Annotated in this window: 16 protein-coding genes and 1 riboswitch; of the genes, 2 read left to right on the top strand and 14 right to left on the bottom strand. The window is 38.8% G+C overall.

Annotated features, from left to right (window positions below; genetic code table 11):
* Nucleotides 1-73 precede the first annotated feature (73 nt).
* The gene (locus IWB18_RS05800) at nt 74-1024 is read left to right on the top strand and encodes a DegV family protein (RefSeq protein ID WP_195682669.1); all 951 of its coding nucleotides are present in this window, start codon (nt 74-76) and stop codon (nt 1022-1024) included.
* Nucleotides 1025-1171: 147 nt separating this feature from the next.
* Here IWB18_RS05800 and IWB18_RS05795 read toward each other — a convergent pair whose 3' ends face one another.
* From IWB18_RS05795 to IWB18_RS05745, 11 genes are all read right to left on the bottom strand, one after another.
* Nucleotides 1172-2347 carry a UxaA family hydrolase gene (locus tag IWB18_RS05795; protein WP_195682668.1) on the bottom strand — a complete coding sequence of 392 codons (1176 nt, stop codon included), beginning with the start codon at nt 2345-2347 and terminating at the stop codon, nt 1172-1174.
* Between the two features lies 1 nt (nt 2348).
* Nucleotides 2349-2693, bottom strand: a complete 345-nt coding sequence (locus IWB18_RS05790) for a UxaA family hydrolase (protein ID WP_195682667.1) — start codon at nt 2691-2693, stop codon at nt 2349-2351.
* Nucleotides 2694-2731: 38 nt separating this feature from the next.
* Nucleotides 2732-4270, bottom strand: coding sequence for a BCCT family transporter (locus tag IWB18_RS05785; RefSeq protein ID WP_195682666.1), 1539 nt, complete (start codon nt 4268-4270; stop codon nt 2732-2734).
* A 22-nt stretch (nt 4271-4292) separates the two neighbouring features.
* A complete protein-coding gene (locus IWB18_RS05780) occupies nt 4293-5411 on the bottom strand; it encodes a mandelate racemase/muconate lactonizing enzyme family protein (protein WP_195682665.1) in 1119 nt (372 codons plus the stop codon).
* A 372-nt stretch (nt 5412-5783) separates the two neighbouring features.
* Nucleotides 5784-7121 (bottom strand): sigma-54 interaction domain-containing protein, encoded by a 1338-nt coding sequence (locus IWB18_RS05775; protein WP_195682664.1) that lies wholly within the window; start codon nt 7119-7121, stop codon nt 5784-5786.
* 331 nt (nt 7122-7452) lie between these two features.
* A complete protein-coding gene (guaA, locus tag IWB18_RS05770; protein ID WP_195682663.1) occupies nt 7453-8988 on the bottom strand; it encodes a glutamine-hydrolyzing GMP synthase in 1536 nt (511 codons plus the stop codon).
* A 13-nt stretch (nt 8989-9001) separates the two neighbouring features.
* Complete coding sequence (guaB, locus tag IWB18_RS05765; protein WP_195682662.1) at nt 9002-10459, bottom strand: IMP dehydrogenase; 1458 nt, start codon at nt 10457-10459, stop codon at nt 9002-9004.
* Between the two features lie 95 nt (nt 10460-10554).
* Nucleotides 10555-10656, bottom strand: a riboswitch (purine riboswitch).
* Between the two features lie 241 nt (nt 10657-10897).
* On the bottom strand, nt 10898-11896 hold the full coding sequence (locus IWB18_RS05760) for a tripartite tricarboxylate transporter substrate binding protein (protein ID WP_195682661.1): 999 nt from the start codon (nt 11894-11896) through the stop codon (nt 10898-10900).
* Nucleotides 11897-11935: 39 nt separating this feature from the next.
* Entirely contained in the window at nt 11936-13282 is a 1347-nt protein-coding gene (locus IWB18_RS05755; RefSeq protein ID WP_195682660.1) for an enolase C-terminal domain-like protein, read from the bottom strand.
* Nucleotides 13283-13302: 20 nt separating this feature from the next.
* The gene (locus tag IWB18_RS05750; protein ID WP_332310666.1) at nt 13303-14808 is read right to left on the bottom strand and encodes a tripartite tricarboxylate transporter permease; all 1506 of its coding nucleotides are present in this window, start codon (nt 14806-14808) and stop codon (nt 13303-13305) included.
* A 14-nt stretch (nt 14809-14822) separates the two neighbouring features.
* A complete protein-coding gene (locus IWB18_RS05745; RefSeq protein WP_195682659.1) occupies nt 14823-15296 on the bottom strand; it encodes a tripartite tricarboxylate transporter TctB family protein in 474 nt (157 codons plus the stop codon).
* Between the two features lie 147 nt (nt 15297-15443).
* Here IWB18_RS05745 and IWB18_RS05740 point away from each other — a divergent pair, with 147 nt between their 5' ends.
* The gene (locus IWB18_RS05740) at nt 15444-16346 is read left to right on the top strand and encodes a LysR family transcriptional regulator (protein ID WP_195682658.1); all 903 of its coding nucleotides are present in this window, start codon (nt 15444-15446) and stop codon (nt 16344-16346) included.
* A 59-nt stretch (nt 16347-16405) separates the two neighbouring features.
* Here the strand turns inward: IWB18_RS05740 and IWB18_RS05735 are convergent, their stop codons facing one another.
* The 3 genes from IWB18_RS05735 to IWB18_RS05725 are packed head-to-tail and all read right to left on the bottom strand — an operon-like array spanning nt 16406 to nt 19958.
* On the bottom strand, nt 16406-17737 hold the full coding sequence (locus IWB18_RS05735) for an enolase C-terminal domain-like protein (protein ID WP_195682657.1): 1332 nt from the start codon (nt 17735-17737) through the stop codon (nt 16406-16408).
* A 33-nt stretch (nt 17738-17770) separates the two neighbouring features.
* Nucleotides 17771-18658 carry a 2-hydroxy-3-oxopropionate reductase gene (garR, locus tag IWB18_RS05730; RefSeq protein WP_195682656.1) on the bottom strand — a complete coding sequence of 296 codons (888 nt, stop codon included), beginning with the start codon at nt 18656-18658 and terminating at the stop codon, nt 17771-17773.
* Nucleotides 18659-18701: 43 nt separating this feature from the next.
* On the bottom strand, nt 18702-19958 hold the full coding sequence (locus tag IWB18_RS05725; protein WP_195682655.1) for a glycerate kinase type-2 family protein: 1257 nt from the start codon (nt 19956-19958) through the stop codon (nt 18702-18704).
* Between the last annotated feature and the right edge of the window lie 4 nt (nt 19959-19962).

Here is a 19962-nt window from a genome sequence, read left to right as displayed (position 1 = left end):
GAATATATGCTCTAAGTCATATTGTTTAATTAGGAAAATTACCTTTTAAATCTATAACTATCTAGGAGGAAAAATGATAAAATTAATGGCCGATTCGACTTGCGACCTTTCTGATGAAATACTTCAGCAATACGACATCAGCATAGCGCCCCTGACAGTAACCATGAATGGTGAAACTTATAGAGACCGGATCGACATCACTGCTGACGAATTCTACAGCATGATGGAAAATCTGGAAAATCCTCCTACCACAGGAATGCCAAGTCCTGCTTCCTTTGTGGATATAATTAAGGATGCTGTAGACAAAGGTTACAGGGAGATCCTATGCATATGCATGTCCAGCGGAACAAGCGGCTCGTATCAATCGGCTGTTTTAGCTAAAGATTACTATTATGGAGAATTCCCTGATTCCCAAATCAAGATCCATGTAGTAGATTCCAAATCCATGAGCCACGGTAGCGGATGGCTCATTATGAAAAGCGCACGCCTTAGAGAAAAGGGTGCAACATTTCAGGAACTTGTAGACTTCAATGAAACATATAAAACCAACGTAAAGCATTTTCTGACTGTTGACGATTTAAATCATCTTATCAGAAGCGGAAGACTCTCAGGTGCCAGTGCCATTATAGGCAAGATGCTGAAATTGAAACCCATCATGTCCATGAAGGATGGCAAAGGCGCCATTGTGGCAAAGGAAAGAGGGCGGAGAAAAGTTCTTTCCCACTACATCAAGGAATTCAATAAGAGAAACGACGAAGCTCTGACTGATTTCGTCATCATCGGCTATACAACAGACAAGAGCTACGCAGATAATCTTAAAACCAAGATTTTGGAAGAAACTTCTTTCATTGGCGATATATACATAATGCAAATGGGTGTAGCTGTAGGAACCCATGTGGGTCCTGGTGGACTATCCATGTTCTTTATGGAATCTGGCCATCGCAAGGATAACCTGCTTGTTAATGAAGTGGAAGCACTGATGGAAATGAAAGAGAATTTCCTCAAGAAATTTTCAAATAAATAGCTATAAGCAAGAGAAAACTAACTTATAAAACCATGAGCTACTTATCCTAGATCAGTAGCTCACTTGATTTAATATTTATTTTTATAGCGATTTTACTTTACCCAAATCCTGTGGGATTTCATTTTTAATAACACCTATAAATTTAAATCAACGTACACAATTTAAGTTTAACAATTTTTCTAATCTTTGATCTTTTTGATATAAAGTTAGTGTGGAATCTCCAATTCCTTCCACTTGTGTTTCCAAGCCACTTGCCACTTCTTGAACTTTTTTGACTATTCGCTCAGCCACTTCGCTAATTGCTTCAGTTCCTTCCATTATTCCCGTAGCGTCAATATCTATATCGTCATTGATGTGATCAGAATTACCACTTATCCTTATAACTGGAGTTATGGCATTGTTAAAGCCGGCGGCACCGGTTGTCCATAATATCATATGAGCTCCAAAAGAGCTGAAATTAACACCAGAACCACCGCATAACATAGTAGCTTCCGATAGATAAAACCCAGGTTTACTAGGAACATCAATGAAATCCTTGTTTATTTGCAAAACATCAACTATTTCTTTGGTTCCAAATTTATGGAGCGCCCCAAAAGATTTTTCTTCAATAGTTGTAACTCCGCCAACACTGTTACCAACGCTCATTGTCTCAACATCTGTTCCTTCAACACTCCATCTAATTCTTTCATTTTCTATCAAAGTGTTGATTTTGTTTTTTATTTCTTCAGAATCAGTTCTTTTGATCAATGATTCTTCACAGCCTTGCAATTCAAACAACTCTCCGCCAATGCAAGTACAACCCATATCTACAAGCTGATCTACTGCAGCACCAACACTAGGATTTGAAGCAATTCCTGAACTAGTATCTGTCCCGCCGCATTTAATGCCAATTACTAACTCACTGATTGGAAACTCCTCTTTTTCTATCTTATCTATTTGTTCCTTCATGGCCTGAATCTTCGCTATACCGATTTCTATCGATTTTCTAGTTCCCCCAACTTCTTGGCTTGTCAATGTATCAACTGATCTACCTGTTTTCTTGATTTCATCTGCTATCTGACTTGGATCAATGCTGCCACATCCCATTGAAATCACAAGGGCTCCCGCAACGTTAGGATTTTTACCGTTAGCTATCATTTGATTTAGAGTTTCTTCATTTCCACCTAACATACAAGTGTACCAATTTGTCAAGACAACAACATCTTCAAATTTTTTAGCAATATTTCGAGCAATACCATCACAACACTCATCTACTGCAATGATCAATATTTTATTTCTTATACCTACTGTTCCATCTGGACGTCTATACCCTTTAAATTTCATGTTATACCTCGATCTCATGTTTAATATTCATTTGTTTTAAAATCTCTTTTTTGAAGGCTAGGGGTATATCAACCACTAAGCTCTTCACATTGTGCACATGTACTAATTCTCCAGCCTTGATGTCTTTTGTGCTTTCTCCGATAACTCCGCCATATTTGATAACTTTTTCTCCCTTTTTTATATCAACTATAGCGATTTTATTCCCAAATGGTATATCTTCAAGAACTTCAATTTCACATAACTTTTCGTTTTCCGAAGAAAATACTTGAGCTATCTCGCCTTTACTAGACACTTTAAGATTCGTAGCAACCATGTCCATTGGGTCCATAACAATAAAACGCGACATTCATAAACCTCCTTCTTTACTATTACATTCATAATTTCTTATATTTTTTTAAAAGAATCTTTAATCCCAGTTGTAGACAAGCTTCCGTAATCTTTTACCATCCACTTCATCCACCCGTAAATCAAAACCATCATAACAAATAGAATTGGTACTCCTGTTATAATTGCTGCTGTCTTTATAGTGTTTAGATTTGCACCGATAAATATCATAGTCAAAGGTACTAAAGCCAACATAACACACCAGAATAGTCGGTGAATAGGATGAGGCTCTTCATTTCCTTGTAATCCAGGAGTAGCTGTTGAAGCCATTGTGAAAGCTGCGCCATCTAATGTTGTAGCAAGGAATAATACAGATATTATACTGAAAAACACTAGGAACAATCCGCTTAAGGGCAATGTTTGAACAACTGCAACTATCGCACTTGTATCATTCCCTTCAGCTAACATGCCAACCATATCTACTAAGCCTCTGATTTGTCTGTCAATTGATAAGCTAGAAATTACACCAAAGAAGAAGAAACAACCTGCACTTCCACTAATCAAAGTATTCATAATTACTGAACGCAAAGTACGGCCTTTGGAAACTTTGGCAATAAATATTCCTGTAAATGGTGCATAAGTGATCCAATATAACCAATAAAATATTGTCCAAGATTGTGGGAAACCTGAATTACCAATTGGATCTGTAAACAGACTCATTTGAACAAAATTTTGAATCATAAGCCCAAAAGAATTTACAGTGTTTGAAACAATAAATAGCCCTGGTCCTAATATCATTATAGCGATACAAAAACCGATTACAAATTTGACATTCAAATTTGAGATCATAGCCATACCTTTTTCTATTCCGATGTATGAACTTAAAGAATAGACCACAGATATTGCTAAAATCAATATAACATTCATTCCGAAACTTGGTTCTATTCCCAAGACTGTTGATAAAACATTTGTTACCAATGGTACTGAAACTCCTAAAGTTATACTTAATCCACCAAAACATATAAAGATGAACATAACATCAATGATCCTGCTGATAATGCCGCCTCTTTTAACCCCTGTGATTTCGCAGACCATAGCACTAAGGCTCAGACCTTTGTTTTTTCTAATGTAAAAATGATAACAAATCGGCAATCCAACAAGAGCATATAAAGTCCAAGCACTAAAGCCCCAATGGAACATCGCATACGGTGTAGCCATTTCAAATGCTTGCTGAGAATTTGCCGCGATTCCTAATCCTGGAGTCCCAATATAGTAAGCCCACTCGATAAAAGCCCAATATACAGTTGCCGATCCTAGCCCACAACTAATCATCATTGCTACCCATTTAAAAGTAGAATATTGGGGTTTTTCATCGCCCAGGCGAATACTGCCGAACTTACTTGCAGCAACAAAAGTAAGTAATAATACCCCTAAAAACGTAAATACTAGAGTTACTGAACCAAACCATGTCGTTAATGTACCAAAGATTTTGTTTGCTACTGCTTCACTTTGCTCTGGCATAGCATATAAAAACCCTACTATAATGGCTACTAGGGTCATACTAAACCCAATTAATAACTTATCAATTTTTTTTGTCATAATAATCTCTCCTTTATTGTATTTAAAATATGCGATATTTCTCAATAATTTCTTCGTCCAATATTACTCCTAAACCCGGACTATCTGGAACTTCAACAAATCCATCCACCATCGCAATTTGATTTTTTACCAAATATTTGAAGATTGGACTAGTACTTTGAGAATATTCGATTAAATCTCCTTCTTTACAGGATGCTAAGAAATGAACAGTTGCAGCTAATAATATTCCTGTACTAAAACCATGAGGGACTAATTGTACTCCCGCCATCTGAGCTATCTCATAAATTTTCTTCATTTCAGTAATTCCACCACAACGAGTAATATCAGGTTGAACAATATCAGGATTACCGTATTCTATGAAGTTTTTAAATTCAAATCTAGTGCTTAATGTTTCTCCACCAGAAATTTTGGTTTTAGTGTTTCCCGTCAATTTAGAATATCCTATTAAATCATCAGATGAAACAGGTTCTTCGATCCAGTTAAGTTTAAATTCTTCTAGCTGCTTTGCCCTCGTTATTGTATTACTATAAGTTTTCCATAACGAAACTAAATCAATGGCTATCTCTACATCAGCTCCTACTGCATCTCTTACAGCTTTTATAACTTTATAATCATGCTCAGGATCAACGCCAAATTTGCCACCACCGAATTTCAAACTACTGAACCCTTTTTCTACTAATTCTTTTGCCAAAGGCCCGTTTTCTTCAGGTTTATCTACGGGAATAAAGGTTCCATAAGTTTTGATTTTATCTCTGTATTTTCCCCCTAATAATGTATGTACAGGTACTCCATAATATTGACCAGCAATATCCCATAAGGCTATATCGATTGCGCTTATGGCATGTATCCCGGCACCTCTTCTCCCAATATAATTGGATTCCTCATACATTTTATTCCACAGCCGTTCAATTTCCAATGGATCTTCTCCCAATAATATTTCTTTTAGTCCCTTACTTGAACTGTGAGATTGGGGTGTTTCAATCAATGCTTTAATAACATGTGGTGAACTATCCGTTTCTCCAATACCGGTAATACCCGTATCCGTTTTGACCTTAATGATTACTGCGTCTTCACCCCATTGACAATCTTCATTGATTTTCGGAATTCTAAGGCCAATAACTTCAATATCTGAGATTTTCATTTTACCCTCCTTCAATTAGATGTTAAATTCAGAGTAATACTTTTTCACACTTACTACCCACTCCCCTCCTTATATAAAAGCAAACTATTACCCTATACCAGATACATTGCAATTATCATGCCAATTTCCCACTCTATTTTTTCCATTAATTCAGGGATTTAATTCAGAAAAGCTATATTTTCTTAGGTTTGTAATTCTTTTTTCAAGATTTTTTGCTTCAAATATTTTTCAGAGTCATTAGCGACTCAAAGACTTTTTTACTTCTAAAAATGATAAAGCTCAAATACGCATTGAATTAATGCGTATTTATAAAAAATAGCAAGGTTGAGTTATGAATAACTCAACCTTGCCATTTTTGACTCGTATTTATATTTATTTAATGTATTTTCTTATTAATCTAGATGCTCTTGATTGACTTATACCCAGTTTTTTTGCAACTTCTCTGGTGGTTTTTAATTCATCATAAGTTTTTTTGACCATTTTTTCTTCAACAATAGATAACATTTCATCTAAATTATCAGAACTTTGTGTCATACATGAATCTATTTCAAATAATTTTTTGGGGATATGCTCCGCTCTTATAACTAGATCGTCTATTATCACAACAAGTCTTTCTATTACATGAGATAGTTCCCGTACGTTTCCTTTCCAAGAATAATTAGTTAATATATTCATAGCTTCATCCGAAATTTTACTAGCTTTGTGATAATTAGCGTTAAATCTATTTAAGAAGAAGTTCGCTAGTTCTTTAATATCTTCTGGCCTCTCCCTTAGTGGTGGTATTTCTATTTCAAATACATTTAGCCTGTAATATAGATCTTCCCTAAATTCTTTAACTTCCACCATTTTTAGTAAATTTCTATTGGTAGCTGCAATGACCTTTAAATCTACTTTGATTGGCTTTATCCCACCAACAGGATAGAATTCCTTTTCTTGAATAAATTGTAATAATTTCGATTGTAAGTTGTATGGTAATTCTGAAATTTCATCTAAAAATAATATGCCCCCATCAGCAATTTTAATGAGACCATCTTTACCACCTTTTTTTGCCCCCGTAAAAGAACCTTCAACATAGCCAAAAAGTTCTGTTTCTAACAGATCCTTATGAATTGCAGCACAATTAAGGTGAACAAATTTCTTATTATATTTTTGACTCTTCTCAAAAATATACTTTCCTATCAGAGTTTTTCCTACCCCTGTCTCCCCTAAAATCAAACATGGAGCTGGTATATCAACAATTTGATCCGATGTTTCAATGACTTTTCTCATCTTTTCGCTTTTATATATTAGAGGATCATTATTGTCCCATGACCTATATCCTTTTTCTTTCGAATTGAAAATTTCATTCAGGTAATCGATCTGCTTGTTTGAAAAATTATCTCTAACACTCATTGCAACGTATTCTATTTCTCCCTTTTTATCAAAAAGAGGAACAGCAATTGTTAAAATTTCAGAGCCCAAGTGAGTCATTTGTTTTAACATGGTCGCCTTTTTTTCTCTATAAACATATGGCAATACAGAATTATCCCAAAAACGACTCTCAAAATCCCAGAAATCATGTCCTATCATTTCTTCTTGTCCCAATCCATAATGTCTTTCACAAGCTTTATTAATATAAACTATTTTAAAGTTGTTATCATAGATAACGATCTCATCATATAGCTCATCAATTATTTTTCTAAATTTCTCTTTATCGATATTTCCAATCATAATATGGCCTCCAATCTTCAAAAATATTTTATTTACAAAATAATATTTCAGGCTACTATCATCGCTCCAGCATATTTTTGTAAAAATGATTTCATTTTCTTTATTTAAATTTTGTTTTACGATTCAAATTTGATTATAACATATTTCTGATTCCGAGCATGTAGGCTTTCAAAATTCTATCTTTTTTTCGAAAAAAAATGCGGCTATTATCCAAATTAGCCGTATTTGCATTAAATATCTCCACGTAAAAAAGCCATAGATCATCAGCATACTAATACGCCTAATATCTATGACTTTAAACTACTCACTTTGTTACAGGAATAATTTTTAGTTACTCCCACTCAATAGTGCTTGGGGGCTTGGATGTGATGTCGTAAACTATTCTGTTTACATGGTTTACTTCGTTTACTATTCTGTTGGATATTCTTTCCAATACATCGTGCGGGATCCTTGCCCAGTCCGATGTCATGCCATCGGTACTGGTTACAGCTCTAAGACCTATTGTATAGTCATAAGTTCTCTCGTCACCCATTACTCCAACGCTTCGATTTCCTGGAAGAACTGCAAAGTATTGCCAGATTTGATTGTCCAAACCGGATTTTTTGATCTCATCTCTAAATACCCAGTCTGCATCTTTAAGGATGTCCAGTTTCTCAGGCGTTATCTCACCCATGATCCTAATTGCCAGACCTGGTCCCGGGAAAGGCTGTCGCCATACCAAATCGTGTGGTATTCCTATTTCTTCACCAACAGCCCTGACTTCATCCTTGAACAAGTCTCTTAAGGGTTCTATCAGCTCAAAACCAAGGTCTTCAGGAAGCCCGCCTACATTGTGATGACTTTTTATTACAGCTGCGTCTTCTGTACCACTTTCAATAACGTCCGGATAAATTGTTCCTTGAAGAAGATAATCGATTCCCTCAAGTTTATGGGCTTCTTCTTCAAAAACTCTTATAAATTCTTCTCCGATGATTTTTCGTTTGGTTTCAGGATCAGAAACACCTTTCAGTTTTCCAAGGAATCTGTCTTGAGCATTGACCCTGATAAAGTTCATGTGGAAACGTTCCTTGAATATTTTTTCAACTTCGTCTCCTTCATTCTTTCTCAAAAGGCCGTGATCTACGAAAATACAATGAAGATTGTCACCTATTGCCTTGTGCACCAAAACTGAAGCTACTGAGGAATCTACACCTCCGCTCAATGCACAAAGCACCTTTTTGTCTCCAACCTTTTCCTTGACCGCCTGAATCTGCTCTTGTGCAAAATTTGCCATGGTCCAGTCTCCTGAGCAACCACAGATGTCATAAAGAAAATTATGAAGGATCTGTCTGCCAAACTCTGTATGCTCCACTTCCGGATGGAATTGAACCGCATAAAGTCCCTTTGAATCATTTTCCATTGCTGCCACCGGGCAGGTTTCCGTTTTTGAAGTAACCGAAAATCCTTCCGGAACTTTTTCTATATAATCGGTGTGGCTCATCCAACACGTTGAGCTCTCTCCCACGCCTTTTAAAAGCTTGCTTTCCTTTGTTATGTGAAGTTCCTTTTTTCCGTACTCTCTAATATCCGGCTTTGCAACGACTCCTCCCAACATGTTGGACATAAGCTGGGCTCCGTAACAAATTCCAAGTACCGGGATACCCAATTCAAAGATTTCCGGATCGCATTTTGGAGCCTTTTCTCCGTACACGCTCGAAGGGCCACCTGTAAATATTATACCCTTGGGATTTTTACCTTTTATTCTTTCGATGGATGCACTGTATGGCAGTATTTCGCAAAACACATTTTCTTCTCTTACCCTTCTGGCTATGAGCTGGTTGTACTGTCCACCAAAATCCAATACTATGATCAGTTCTTGACTATCCATGTTTTCCTCCTGTTTAGAATCCCGCACTATTGTAGTTTGGCGGCTCTTTTACTATTGAAATGTCGTGTGGATGGCTCTCTTTGAGTCCCGCTCCTGTTATTTTGATAAATTCGGTATTTTCTTTCAGTTCCTTGATGTTCTTGACACCACAGTATCCCATACCGGCTCTGAGGCCACCAACCATCTGGAAAACACTTTCAGACAAGGGTCCTTTATAAGGCACTTTTCCTTCTACACCTTCCGGCACAAGTTTTTTTGCGCCTTCCTGGAAATATCTGTCGGAGCTTCCGTCTTTCATTGCAGCTTCAGACCCCATACCTCTGTATGTCTTAAAACTTCTACCTTGATATATCATCATCTCCCCAGGACTTTCTTCTGTTCCTGCGAACAAACCACCGATCATTACAGTATCTGCACCTGATGCAATAGCTTTTACGATATCACCGGAATATTTTATGCCGCCATCAGCTATAACAGGAACTCCGTACTCTTTAGCGACTTCAGCACAATCCATTATTGCGGTTATTTGTGGAACTCCAATTCCAGCTATTACTCTGGTAGTACAGATAGATCCTGGTCCGATCCCTACCTTCACTGCATCTACCCCAGCTTCAATAAGATCTCTTGCTGCAGCACCTGTAGCAATGTTTCCTGCAACCAATTGAATGTTCGGAAATTTCTCCTTAATGGTTCTTACCGTCTGGATAACTCCTGCACTATGCCCGTGAGCCGTATCCAATACAATTACGTCAGCATTGGCATCAATTAGAGCTTTTGTTCTTTCAAGAGTCTCGCTATTCACGCCTACTGCCGCACCTACCAGCAATCTGCCATTTTTATCTTTGGCAGAATTAGGATATTTGATGGCTTTCTCTATGTCCTTGATGGTAATAAGTCCCTTTAAAAATCCTGATTCGTCTACGATGGGGAGTTTTTCGATTTTGTGATGTTTTAGAATTCTTTCCGCTTCCTCCAGATTTGTTCCTTCCGGAGCAGTTACAAGGTTTTCCTTTGTCATGGCATCTTTGATTTTCTTGAAGGGATCATTCTCGAATCTAAGGTCTCTATTGGTGATTATTCCGACCAATTTGCCATCTTCAGTTATAGGCACACCTGAAATTCTATATCTTTCCATTAGTTCCAGTGCATCTCCGATGATGTTTTCCGGATGAAGGAAAAACGGATCTACTATAACTCCATGTTCACTTCTCTTTACCTTGTCCACTTCCATGGCCTGATCTTTGATATCCATATTCTTGTGGATCACGCCAATGCCCCCTTGTCTGGCAATGGCAATGGCAAGCTTCGCCTCTGTGACTGTATCCATTCCAGCGCTGGCAATAGGGATATTCAGTTTTATGCCCTTTGTGAACTGTGTTCCAGTCTCAACCTGATGAGGTAGAATCTCTGACTTTGCCGGTACAAGAAGCACATCGTCAAAAGTAAGTCCCTCTCTAATCAATTTACTCATTTCTTACCTCCTGGATTAAATTTTATAACCGATCGACGCTCGGCAACTGATTGCAAAAAAGACAAATAGGCCGTTTCTATTTGTCTCTAAATAAATGTGAACTCAAACCACCTTATAGTCGTAGAATTTACGGTTCTGCGGTAGAGACTCTCAGGCCATATCCCTGATTTTATATAAGAAGGTCTTTCTCTTTATGTTATATTTTTATAAGTATAGTATTGTTGATTTTATTTGTCAACTAGATGGGATATAAATGAATATTCTGAATATTTACTTATATGATGTAAACACGAAAATTTGAATTTTATGAAGCGAAAACAGCCCCGTAAACGAGGCTGTTTTCTACATGTATGGTGAGCATCCAATACATGCTTGTTGCAATCTAGGGAAAATCATTGTCACTAAAAGGGAAATTTGTGACTATGGGATTGCCGAATATTATTCTGTCAACATTTGTCTGTATTGCATGTAATCTTCTCTTGTGTCTTTCAATAATGATATCGCATCATCTTTCAACAAATAATCAACCGGTTGCTTGTAACCATTTAACAAGTCTTTTTCATAATCTGCATCAGATGCGATTTGTTCGATTACTTCATTCATCTTTTCTATGATCTCAGCATCAGTTCCTTTTGGGAAAGCAATTATGTATGGTTTCTCCATTACCATATCTATACCTGATTCTTTAAAAGTTGGAATATCGCCTAGATTTTCATTCCTATCATTGTTGTATTGAGCTAAGATAACCAAATCACCGGTTTCTGCGTAATCTTTAACAGCTCCGTATGTAATTGCAGCCAAATCAACTCTCCCACCAAGCATATTGGTGATTTTATCTGAGGCAGAACCAATGTCAAGTATTCTTAAATCTATATCCGCCTTATCCATTAACAACAAACCCTGAAGGTGAGAATATCCTCCGAGCTCAGAAGCGTATGTAATGCTTCCTGGTTCCGCTTGCGCTTTTGCAACTAAATCTTCTACGGAAGTAATTCCTGATTCCTTGCTTGCTACAAGTACTGTGCCTTTATCTACTGCAGGAATACCAGCAATGTCAAATTCATCCATGCTGTAATCTATCAATTCTGCTACTTCATTAATGATCATTTGTCCTGTATGACAGAAAAGCATTCTATAACCGTCTGGGTTAGAATTTTTTACCTGACTGGTTGCTACACTTCCGCCGCCACCCGGATTGTTGGATACCACCATGGATTGACCGGTATACTTTTCAAAATAAGTTGCAAATGTTCTAGCATTGAAATCCGTATCTCCTCCTGCTCCTGCAGTAACGACAACTTCTATTGTCTTATTAGGCCATTCAGATTCACTAGATCCATCATTTGAAGCACCTTCTCCGCTTTCACCGCTACATCCCGCAAATAGCATTGCCAAAATTCCTGCAATCAACAATAATGCAAATAACTTCTTTTTCATCTTCCTTCTCCTCTTCATAAATATATTTAAGTTTTTAACTCACCTTACCAACGCAGGTTTTTTGGAATCAAATTTCCAACCTGGTATAACAAATTGCATTGCCATCGAATCATCCCTGTCATGGTTCTCCATTTTATTGTACAATTCGTTGGCTTTCATAACTTTATCCATATCTATGTCTATTCCCAAACCTGGCTTGTCAGGTATCTTGATTTTGCCATCCTCTATCTTCATTGCATTAGTACAAAGATCCTGCCCGTCCTGCCATATCCAGTGAGTGTCCATCGGGGTGATGTTGCCCGGAGCTGCAGCTGCACAGTGAGCAAAAATTGCCAGCGAAATATCGAAATGGTTATTTGAGTGAGACCCCCAGGTCAATCCCCAATCATTCAATACCTGTGCCATTCTGACACTGCCGTTCATTGTCCAAAAATGCGGGTCTGCCAGAACGATGTCAACTGCTTTAAGTGCAGATGCATGATAAAACTGTCGCCAATCCGTTGCTATCATGTTGGTAGCTACTTGAAATTGCGTGGCATTTTTAAATTCGCACATAACTTCTCTGCTTGAAAATCCATTTTCAGGGCCACATGGATCTTCCACATAAGTTAAGATGCCTTGTTTGTCCTTACACAGTTCTATGGCTTCCTTAAGGCTCCAGGCACCATTTGGATCAATATTTATCCTGGCATCCGGCATTTCACTCTTTAGTGCCTTTATAGCCTCCATCTCTTCAGTTCCCGGCAACACACCTGCTTTCAACTTGAAATCTTTGAATCCGTACTTCGCCTTTGCTGCTTTTGCCTGGCGAACTATGGCCTCAGGAGTCAATGCTACCTGTCTTCTTATTTTGAACCAATCGTCGCTGGAATCACTTTCATCCAGATAAGGAAGATCCACTTTGTCTTTGTCGTGTATATAGAACAGATAGCCAAGTATGGTTATTTCATCTCTTTGCTGTCCATCGCCCAAGAGCGCACAAACCGGAAGATTCATAAATTTTCCTAGAAGGTCAAGCATTGCACATTCAACGGCTGTCTCTGCATGAACTACAAATTTCAAATTTTTAAGATCAAGACTCTGCAGACCCTCTCCGTCATTGTTCGATGATGTGAAGCCCTTGTTCTTTATAGTGTTTACAACGGTTTTATAATTTCCAATTTCCTGACCCACCACGTAGTCTCTATAGCTTTCAAGAGCTTTGGCGATATCGTCTCCCCCGTGTACTTCTCCTATTCCAGTATTGCCCGTTTCATCAGTCAATATTACCAGGTTCCTTGTAAAATATGGCGCATGAGCTCCGCTTAATGTCATAAGCATGCTGTCATGACCGGCAACCGGTATCACTTTCATATCTGTGATTACGGGAGTTCCTTTTTTTATCATATTCTTCTCTCCTTGTTCCATTATTGATTTGCCATTCTTCTTCTTTGTTTGATTTCTTTTATTATAGTAACTGCTAAAAATATCGCAGTTGCAATCAAAAATGCTCCTGATATCGGATTTGTTATAAATCCAGAAAAACTATCCTGGCTCATCATCAATCCCCTTCTTAAATTTGTTTCAGCCATAGTTCCTAAAACGAACCCTATAACAAAAGGCGCCTGCGGCACTTTAAATTTAACGAAGAAATAACCTATAACTCCAAATACTACTACAGCCCACACATCAAATATTCTGCTTGAAAGCCCGAATGCTCCTACAACACAAAACACAAATACTATTGGCAATAATATATGTCTTGGAACCTTGAGTATCTTTGCAAATATTCGCATACCGTAAAATTCGACAATAAGCATCATAACTGCGGCGACAATGCACGCTATAAATATCGTATAAACAAGGTTCCCATAATTTACGAACAACAACGGCCCCGGCGCAATCCCGTGTACCATAAACGCCCCTAACAGCAAAGCAGTAACGCCATCTCCCGGTATACCCAATGTCATTAAAGGTATCAATGCTCCACCAACTGAAGCGTTGTTTGCTGACTCAGACGCTACAATCCCATCTATGCAGCCCTGACCGTATTTTTCAGGCTTTTTGCAGCTGTTTTTTGCAACTGTGTAAGATACAAGATTTGATGTCCCGGCACCGATCCCTGGAAGAATTCCAATACCCAAACCTATCAACGATGACCGCAATCCATTTGGAATTTGTTCAATAAACTCTTTAATGCTAAATCCAAACCCTTTAACTTTCATATTTACTTTCGCAACGTCTGTCTTACCTTCGAGTCTACTGGTTTCAGCAATTTTTATAACTTCCGAGACCGCAAAGAGTCCTATCATTACAGTCAGTATGTCAAAACCATCATAAAGTTCCACAGATCCAAAAGTAAATCGTCTTACTGCATCAACTGGCGCAATTCCTACAGTTGAAAACGCAAACCCTAAAACTCCTGAAAATATTCCTTTAACCATAGAACCGGTTGAAAGAGTTGCTATAAGCATTAGTGAAAAAACAGCAATGGAAAAATATTCATGTGGCCCAAATTTTATTGCAATCTTGGCAACAGACGGCGCAATAAAAATCAATGCAATTATACTTATTATCGTTCCCAAGAATGAAAACACAACTCCCACGCCTAATGCCTTGGCACCTTCATTTTTTTCCAACATCGGATGACCGTCCAAACAGGTAGCTATTGATGCAGGTGTTCCTGGAATTTTAAGAAGTATTGCAGAGATCAGTCCGCCTGAAACGGACCCTATATATAAAGCTATTAAAACTGACAAACCTTGACCCGGATCCATACCATAAGTCAGGGGCAAAAATAGTGCAATAGCCATTACTGATGACAAACCAGGCACTGCTCCGAAGATGATACCAACTATTGTACCGATCAGCATCATCACCAGAACAAACGGTGCAAATACGTTGGCTATCCCTACTGAAAAAAGTTCTAACACTCAAAACCCTCCCTTTAAATAAAAGTCACAATTCCTTGCGGCAACATAATTTTCAAGCCATATCTAAAAGACATATAAACGAGTAATGATACCAATATTGCTATGATCCCATTGATCACAAAATATTTTCTGCCTTTCATGTCATTTGGAGCTAGGATCGAAAATTGTAAAAACAAAAATATTATCGTGCTTAGTAAAAATCCAATCTTATTAAATACTGCTATATAAACAAGAATCAAAGACGACGTTTTCACGACTGTTCCCGTATCAATGGACTTCGATTCTTCTTCTTTAGATTTAAGTTTGAGAGTCTCAAAAATTTGTATCCCACCCAATAAAACCATCAAAAATCCAAGAATTTTCGGTACAGTCCTTGCGTCGACCACACCTGGTTTACTTTCTATTTGATAAGTCATAAATAAGTAAAACGCACCAAGTATAACTATGATAATTCCAAATGCTATTTCTTTTTTCTTGCTTAAACTCATAGGAAATATCCTCCTTTTCTAAATTTAGAATTTCAATTGCCTTGTATGATGATCTTGAATTTAGTATACTATCTTAAACGATAATAGACCAATTCGCAGTTTTAATCGTTGTAATCAGTTTCACTAATAGTTCTTTAAGGAGATATTATGGATGTAAGATATTTAACTTATGTAATAGAAATTGCCGAACAGGGAAACATGACGAAAGCCGCTGAGAACCTTTTTGTATCCCAATCATCCCTGAGCCAGTATCTTTCCAAATTGGAAAGCGAACTTGGAACACCGCTGTTCGACAGGATGAAGGGAGAGTTGAGGCTTACGCAGGCAGGCGAAATGTACCTGGAAGCGGCAAAATCAGTCATCAACATTCAACGGAAATTGTATCAGAATTTAAATGGTTTGTCCGATACGGGTAAGATAATACTGGGAATCACATCCCAATGGGGCCTTAAAATGATGACAGAGATAATTTCCAAATTTAAGGATAGATTCCCCAACGTCACACTTGAAATAATCGAGGACAACGTAATACCCATAACCAAGCTGATCCATTCGGAAAAAGTCGATCTTGCGCTTATGGCGGCTAATGACTGCAGTGAATTTGGCGATCAATGTGAAATACTTAGAAGAGAGGAAGTAGTATTCGCATTGCCCAATTCCCACAAATTTTGTGCATTGCATAGAGATGATTTAAAAGATATTTCTCAAAATGAATTGAAAGAACTATTTAAGGACGACAGTTTCATTTTGTCCAAACAAGGCTCAACAATACGCTTTATTGCGGACAAAATACTAAAAATGAACAATTTTGTTCCGGATACTGTTTGTGAAATGAACAGTATGGTCGCAGTCAGGGAAATGGTCTCAAAGGGTATCGGTGTTTCCTTTATCCCTTCAACCTGTGCAGAACCCAATCACAATGTGACTTACTTCTCGTTCTCTCCAAAAGTATTCAGATACAATATTATTGCCTACCGAAAAAATCTCGTTTTGAATAATCCGGAAAAATACTTGATAAACCTATTTAAAAATTATCAATTGAACACATAAGCGAAGGCACAGCCATTTGGCTGTGCCTTCCTATTATATGGGGGGTAAGTATGAATTTGTTATCTGACCAGACAAGGTCTCTTGTTGTCAAATTTCCAGCCTGGAATCAAGAATTGCATTCCAATAGCGTCATCTCTGGCTCCCAAACCTTCCTTAAGGTAGATTTCGTGCGCCTTTTGAACTTCTTCCATGTCGATCTCCAAACCGAGACCCGGCTTTGAAGGAATCGACAAATGGCCGTCCTCAATTTTGTAAGGATCTTTTGTAAGTCTTTCAATGCCTTCCTGCCAGATCCAGTGAGTATCTATTGCCGTTACATTTCCCGGTACTGCAGCGGCAACTTGCGTGAACATGGCAAGTGATATGTCGAAATGATTGTTGGAGTGCGAGCCCCATGTAAGGCCAAATTCATTGCACATCTGTCCAACCCTTACCGAACCGGACATTGTCCAGAAGTGTGGATCTGCCAAAGGTATGTCAACTGAATTCAATGCTACTGAATGCTGCATTTGTCTCCAGTCTGTAGCGATCATGTTTGTTGCTGTAGGCAGACCTGTAGCCTTTCTAAATTCTGACAGTATCTCTCTGCCTGAGAATCCTTCTTCCGCACCACATGGATCTTCGCAATATGTCAAAATTCCATGCATGTCTTTACATAGCTCTATGGCATCCTTCAACAACCAACCTCCGTTTGGATCTAAAGTGATCCTTGCTTCGGGAAATCTCTCTTTTAGCGCCTTGATGGCTTTTATCTCTTCTTTACCTTCAAGAACGCCACCTTTAAGCTTGAAATCATTAAATCCATAAAGTTCTTTGGAAGCCTCCGCCAACTTGACTATTCCTTCAGGTGTCATGGCTTCTTCATGTCTCACCTTGTACCACTCGGTCTGTGCATCTTTGTTTCTAAAGTATGGAAGGTCCGTCTTGTCTGGATTTGCTATATAGAACAAGTAGCCTAAGACCTTAACCTTTTCTCTTTGCTGTCCATCTCCCAACAGCGCCGCCACAGGAACCTCAAGGTGTTGTCCCAAAAGATCCAGCAAGGCTGATTCGATGGCGGTTACAACGTGTATGGTAGTTCTTAAGTCAAAAGTCTGCAATCCCCGTCCACCGGCATCTCTGTCGCTGAAAACCTTTTGAACTGTATTCATTATGTTTTTGTAGTTGCCTATGCTTTTTCCGACCACATGCTCTTTGGCATCTTCCAAAGTCTGTCGAATCTTTTCACCGCCAGGAACTTCACCCAGGCCGGTATTTCCATTTGTATCTCTCATTATAACTATGTTCCTGGTAAAATATGGAGCATGTGCCCCACTTAAGTTAAGGAGCATGCTATCTTTACCTGCTACAGGTATAACCTGCATTTCAACAACTGTTGGTGTGTTGCCCATATAAAATCTCCTCTCAGTGCCCTTTGATTTTCCCTAATCTCTAGTTACTTCAGCGTTTGCGATTTTTTCGTAGAACTTGACTATGCTTGAGTGGTCTTCCACGCCACAACCGTCAAGCTTTATGGCTTGCATCATTTCCATCAACAATGCCGACAACGGAAGCGGTGCTCCGACGCTTCTTGAAGTCTCCAAAACATTTGTCAAATCTTTTATATGAAGATCTATTCTAAATCCAGGATCGAAAGTTCTGTCCATCATCATAGGCGCCTTCGCATCCATTACAGTACTTCCTGCAAGTCCTCCTCTGATCGCTTTGTAAACAAGGTCAGGGCTTACTCCAGCTTTTTTTGCAAGGATCATGGCTTCTGATACTGCTGCAATATTGATTGCAACTACTGCCTGATTACAAAGTTTTGCAATATTTCCTGCTCCGATTTCTCCAACGTATACCGCTGAACCTCCCATGTTCATAAGAACATCGTAGTACTTGTCGAAAGTTTCTTTCTTTCCGCCAACCATGATGGCAATAGTTCCATCGATAGCCTTTGGTTCTCCGCCGCTAACGGGTGCGTCAAGCATGTCCATTCCCTTTGCAGCAAGACCTTCAGCTATCTCTCTGCTGGCAAGTGGAGCTATTGAGCTCATGTCGATCAGAACACAGCCTTCTTCAGCCGCCTCGATCAGTCCGTTTTCACCTAAAGCTACAGTTTTAACATGCGGTGAGTTTGGAAGCATTGTGATCACAACTTTTGTTTGCTTCAAAAGCTCAGCAGGAGTTTCAGCACTCTCAGCTCCCAGAGCTTTCAGCTCCTCCACTGAATCTTTGTTAAAATCCAAAACAACAAGCTCGTGACCTGCTTTTATCAAGTTTTTTGCCATGGGTTTTCCCATGATACCCAGTCCAATAAATCCTAATTTCATAATTGATCTCTCCTTTTTATTTATTTAAAATTTTATTTATTTATTATTTACACAAAGCCACCATAACATCATTAACATTTGTACCGGTGGCTCCGGTTATAATCAAATCTCCCCCGGCTTTCAAAGCAGTGTAAGAGTCATTCATATCCAGGTAAACTTCAGGCATGATCCCTGTCATTCTGATCCTTTCAGCGCTTTTGCCGTCAACTATCCCGCCTGCAGCATCTGTAGGTCCGTCAGTTCCGTCGGACCCCAATGAAAAGAACACGGAATCTGTTATACTTTCGATCTCGATGGCTGCCGCCAAGGCTGCTTCCTGATTTCTCCCACCTTTTCCTTTGCCCATGATCCTGACCACCGTTTCTCCGCCGGCAATGATCGCGCAAGGCAATTTGGGTGCATATTCGCTGGGTTTTTCTCTTTTGGCTTCTTTTATTATTGAAGCCATGAATCTTCCAGCATCCTTTGCTTCACAATCCAGACTTGAAGACAGAATCAGAGGTTTGTACCCTAGCCTTTTTGCGCTTTCGGCCGCTGCCTTGCAAAGGGCAGTCACACTTCCAGTGACATATGATTCACAATTATTGATTTCCTTGGGGGTTTCTATCATTATCGCCTTCTGTAAATGATCTTCGATTTGAAGACCGTATTTTTCTATGATGTCCATAGCCTGGTCCGATGTAGTACAATCCGGATAAGCCGGTCCTGATGCTATTGAATCCAAATGGTCTCCCAGTACATCTGAAAGTATTATGGAGTAAATCTTTGCATCTCCACACGCAAGTGCAAATCTTCCACCTTTGACTGCAGAAAGATGTTTTCTCACAGTGTTTATTTCCACTATGTCCGCTCCACATCCCAGCAACTGATCTGTAACATCCATAATATCTTCAAGACTCACCCCTTCCAAGGGCTTCTCAAACAAAGCGGATCCACCGCCTGATATCAAAAATATAACTTGATCTTTATCACTCAGCGTTTTCACCATATCCAGAGCCTTTTGAGCACCCATGGCTGAATTTTCGTCCGGGATTGGATGACCTGCCTCTATTATCTCGAATTTTTCAATATCTCCTTTGGAGTGATCGTACTTGGTTATGATCAAACCTTTTACGATTTTGTTCCCCAAGGCATCGCTTGTCGCTTTAGCCATGTTCCAGGCAGCTTTACCGATGGCTATAACGTATACGTTTGTGTTGAATTCCTTGTCATCAAGGGCTCTCCTTACTGCCACGTCGGGTAGTACGGCCTTTATGGATTCTTGTATTACCGTCATTGCATCTTCACGAACATTTGCCATATTA

This window comes from Alkalibacter mobilis (genome assembly GCF_015594845.1).
Lineage (GTDB): Bacteria > Bacillota > Clostridia > Eubacteriales > Alkalibacteraceae > Alkalibacter > Alkalibacter mobilis.
The sequence above is the reverse complement of the archived record's forward strand: the minus strand, read 5'-3'. Positions and strand labels throughout refer to the sequence as shown.

Coding starts and splice junctions, on each gene's coding strand:
- IWB18_RS05800 (WP_195682669.1), top strand. CDS start 74: ATGATAAAATTAATGGCCGATTCGACTTGCGACCTTTCTGATGAAATA.
- IWB18_RS05795 (WP_195682668.1), bottom strand. CDS start 2,347: ATGAAATTTAAAGGGTATAGACGTCCAGATGGAACAGTAGGTATAAGA.
- IWB18_RS05790 (WP_195682667.1), bottom strand. CDS start 2,693: ATGTCGCGTTTTATTGTTATGGACCCAATGGACATGGTTGCTACGAAT.
- IWB18_RS05785 (WP_195682666.1), bottom strand. CDS start 4,270: ATGACAAAAAAAATTGATAAGTTATTAATTGGGTTTAGTATGACCCTA.
- IWB18_RS05780 (WP_195682665.1), bottom strand. CDS start 5,411: ATGAAAATCTCAGATATTGAAGTTATTGGCCTTAGAATTCCGAAAATC.
- IWB18_RS05775 (WP_195682664.1), bottom strand. CDS start 7,121: ATGATTGGAAATATCGATAAAGAGAAATTTAGAAAAATAATTGATGAG.
- guaA (WP_195682663.1), bottom strand. CDS start 8,988: ATGGATAGTCAAGAACTGATCATAGTATTGGATTTTGGTGGACAGTAC.
- guaB (WP_195682662.1), bottom strand. CDS start 10,459: ATGAGTAAATTGATTAGAGAGGGACTTACTTTTGACGATGTGCTTCTT.
- IWB18_RS05760 (WP_195682661.1), bottom strand. CDS start 11,896: ATGAAAAAGAAGTTATTTGCATTATTGTTGATTGCAGGAATTTTGGCA.
- IWB18_RS05755 (WP_195682660.1), bottom strand. CDS start 13,282: ATGATAAAAAAAGGAACTCCCGTAATCACAGATATGAAAGTGATACCG.
- IWB18_RS05745 (WP_195682659.1), bottom strand. CDS start 15,296: ATGAGTTTAAGCAAGAAAAAAGAAATAGCATTTGGAATTATCATAGTT.
- IWB18_RS05740 (WP_195682658.1), top strand. CDS start 15,444: ATGGATGTAAGATATTTAACTTATGTAATAGAAATTGCCGAACAGGGA.
- IWB18_RS05735 (WP_195682657.1), bottom strand. CDS start 17,737: ATGGGCAACACACCAACAGTTGTTGAAATGCAGGTTATACCTGTAGCA.
- garR (WP_195682656.1), bottom strand. CDS start 18,658: ATGAAATTAGGATTTATTGGACTGGGTATCATGGGAAAACCCATGGCA.
- IWB18_RS05725 (WP_195682655.1), bottom strand. CDS start 19,958: ATGGCAAATGTTCGTGAAGATGCAATGACGGTAATACAAGAATCCATA.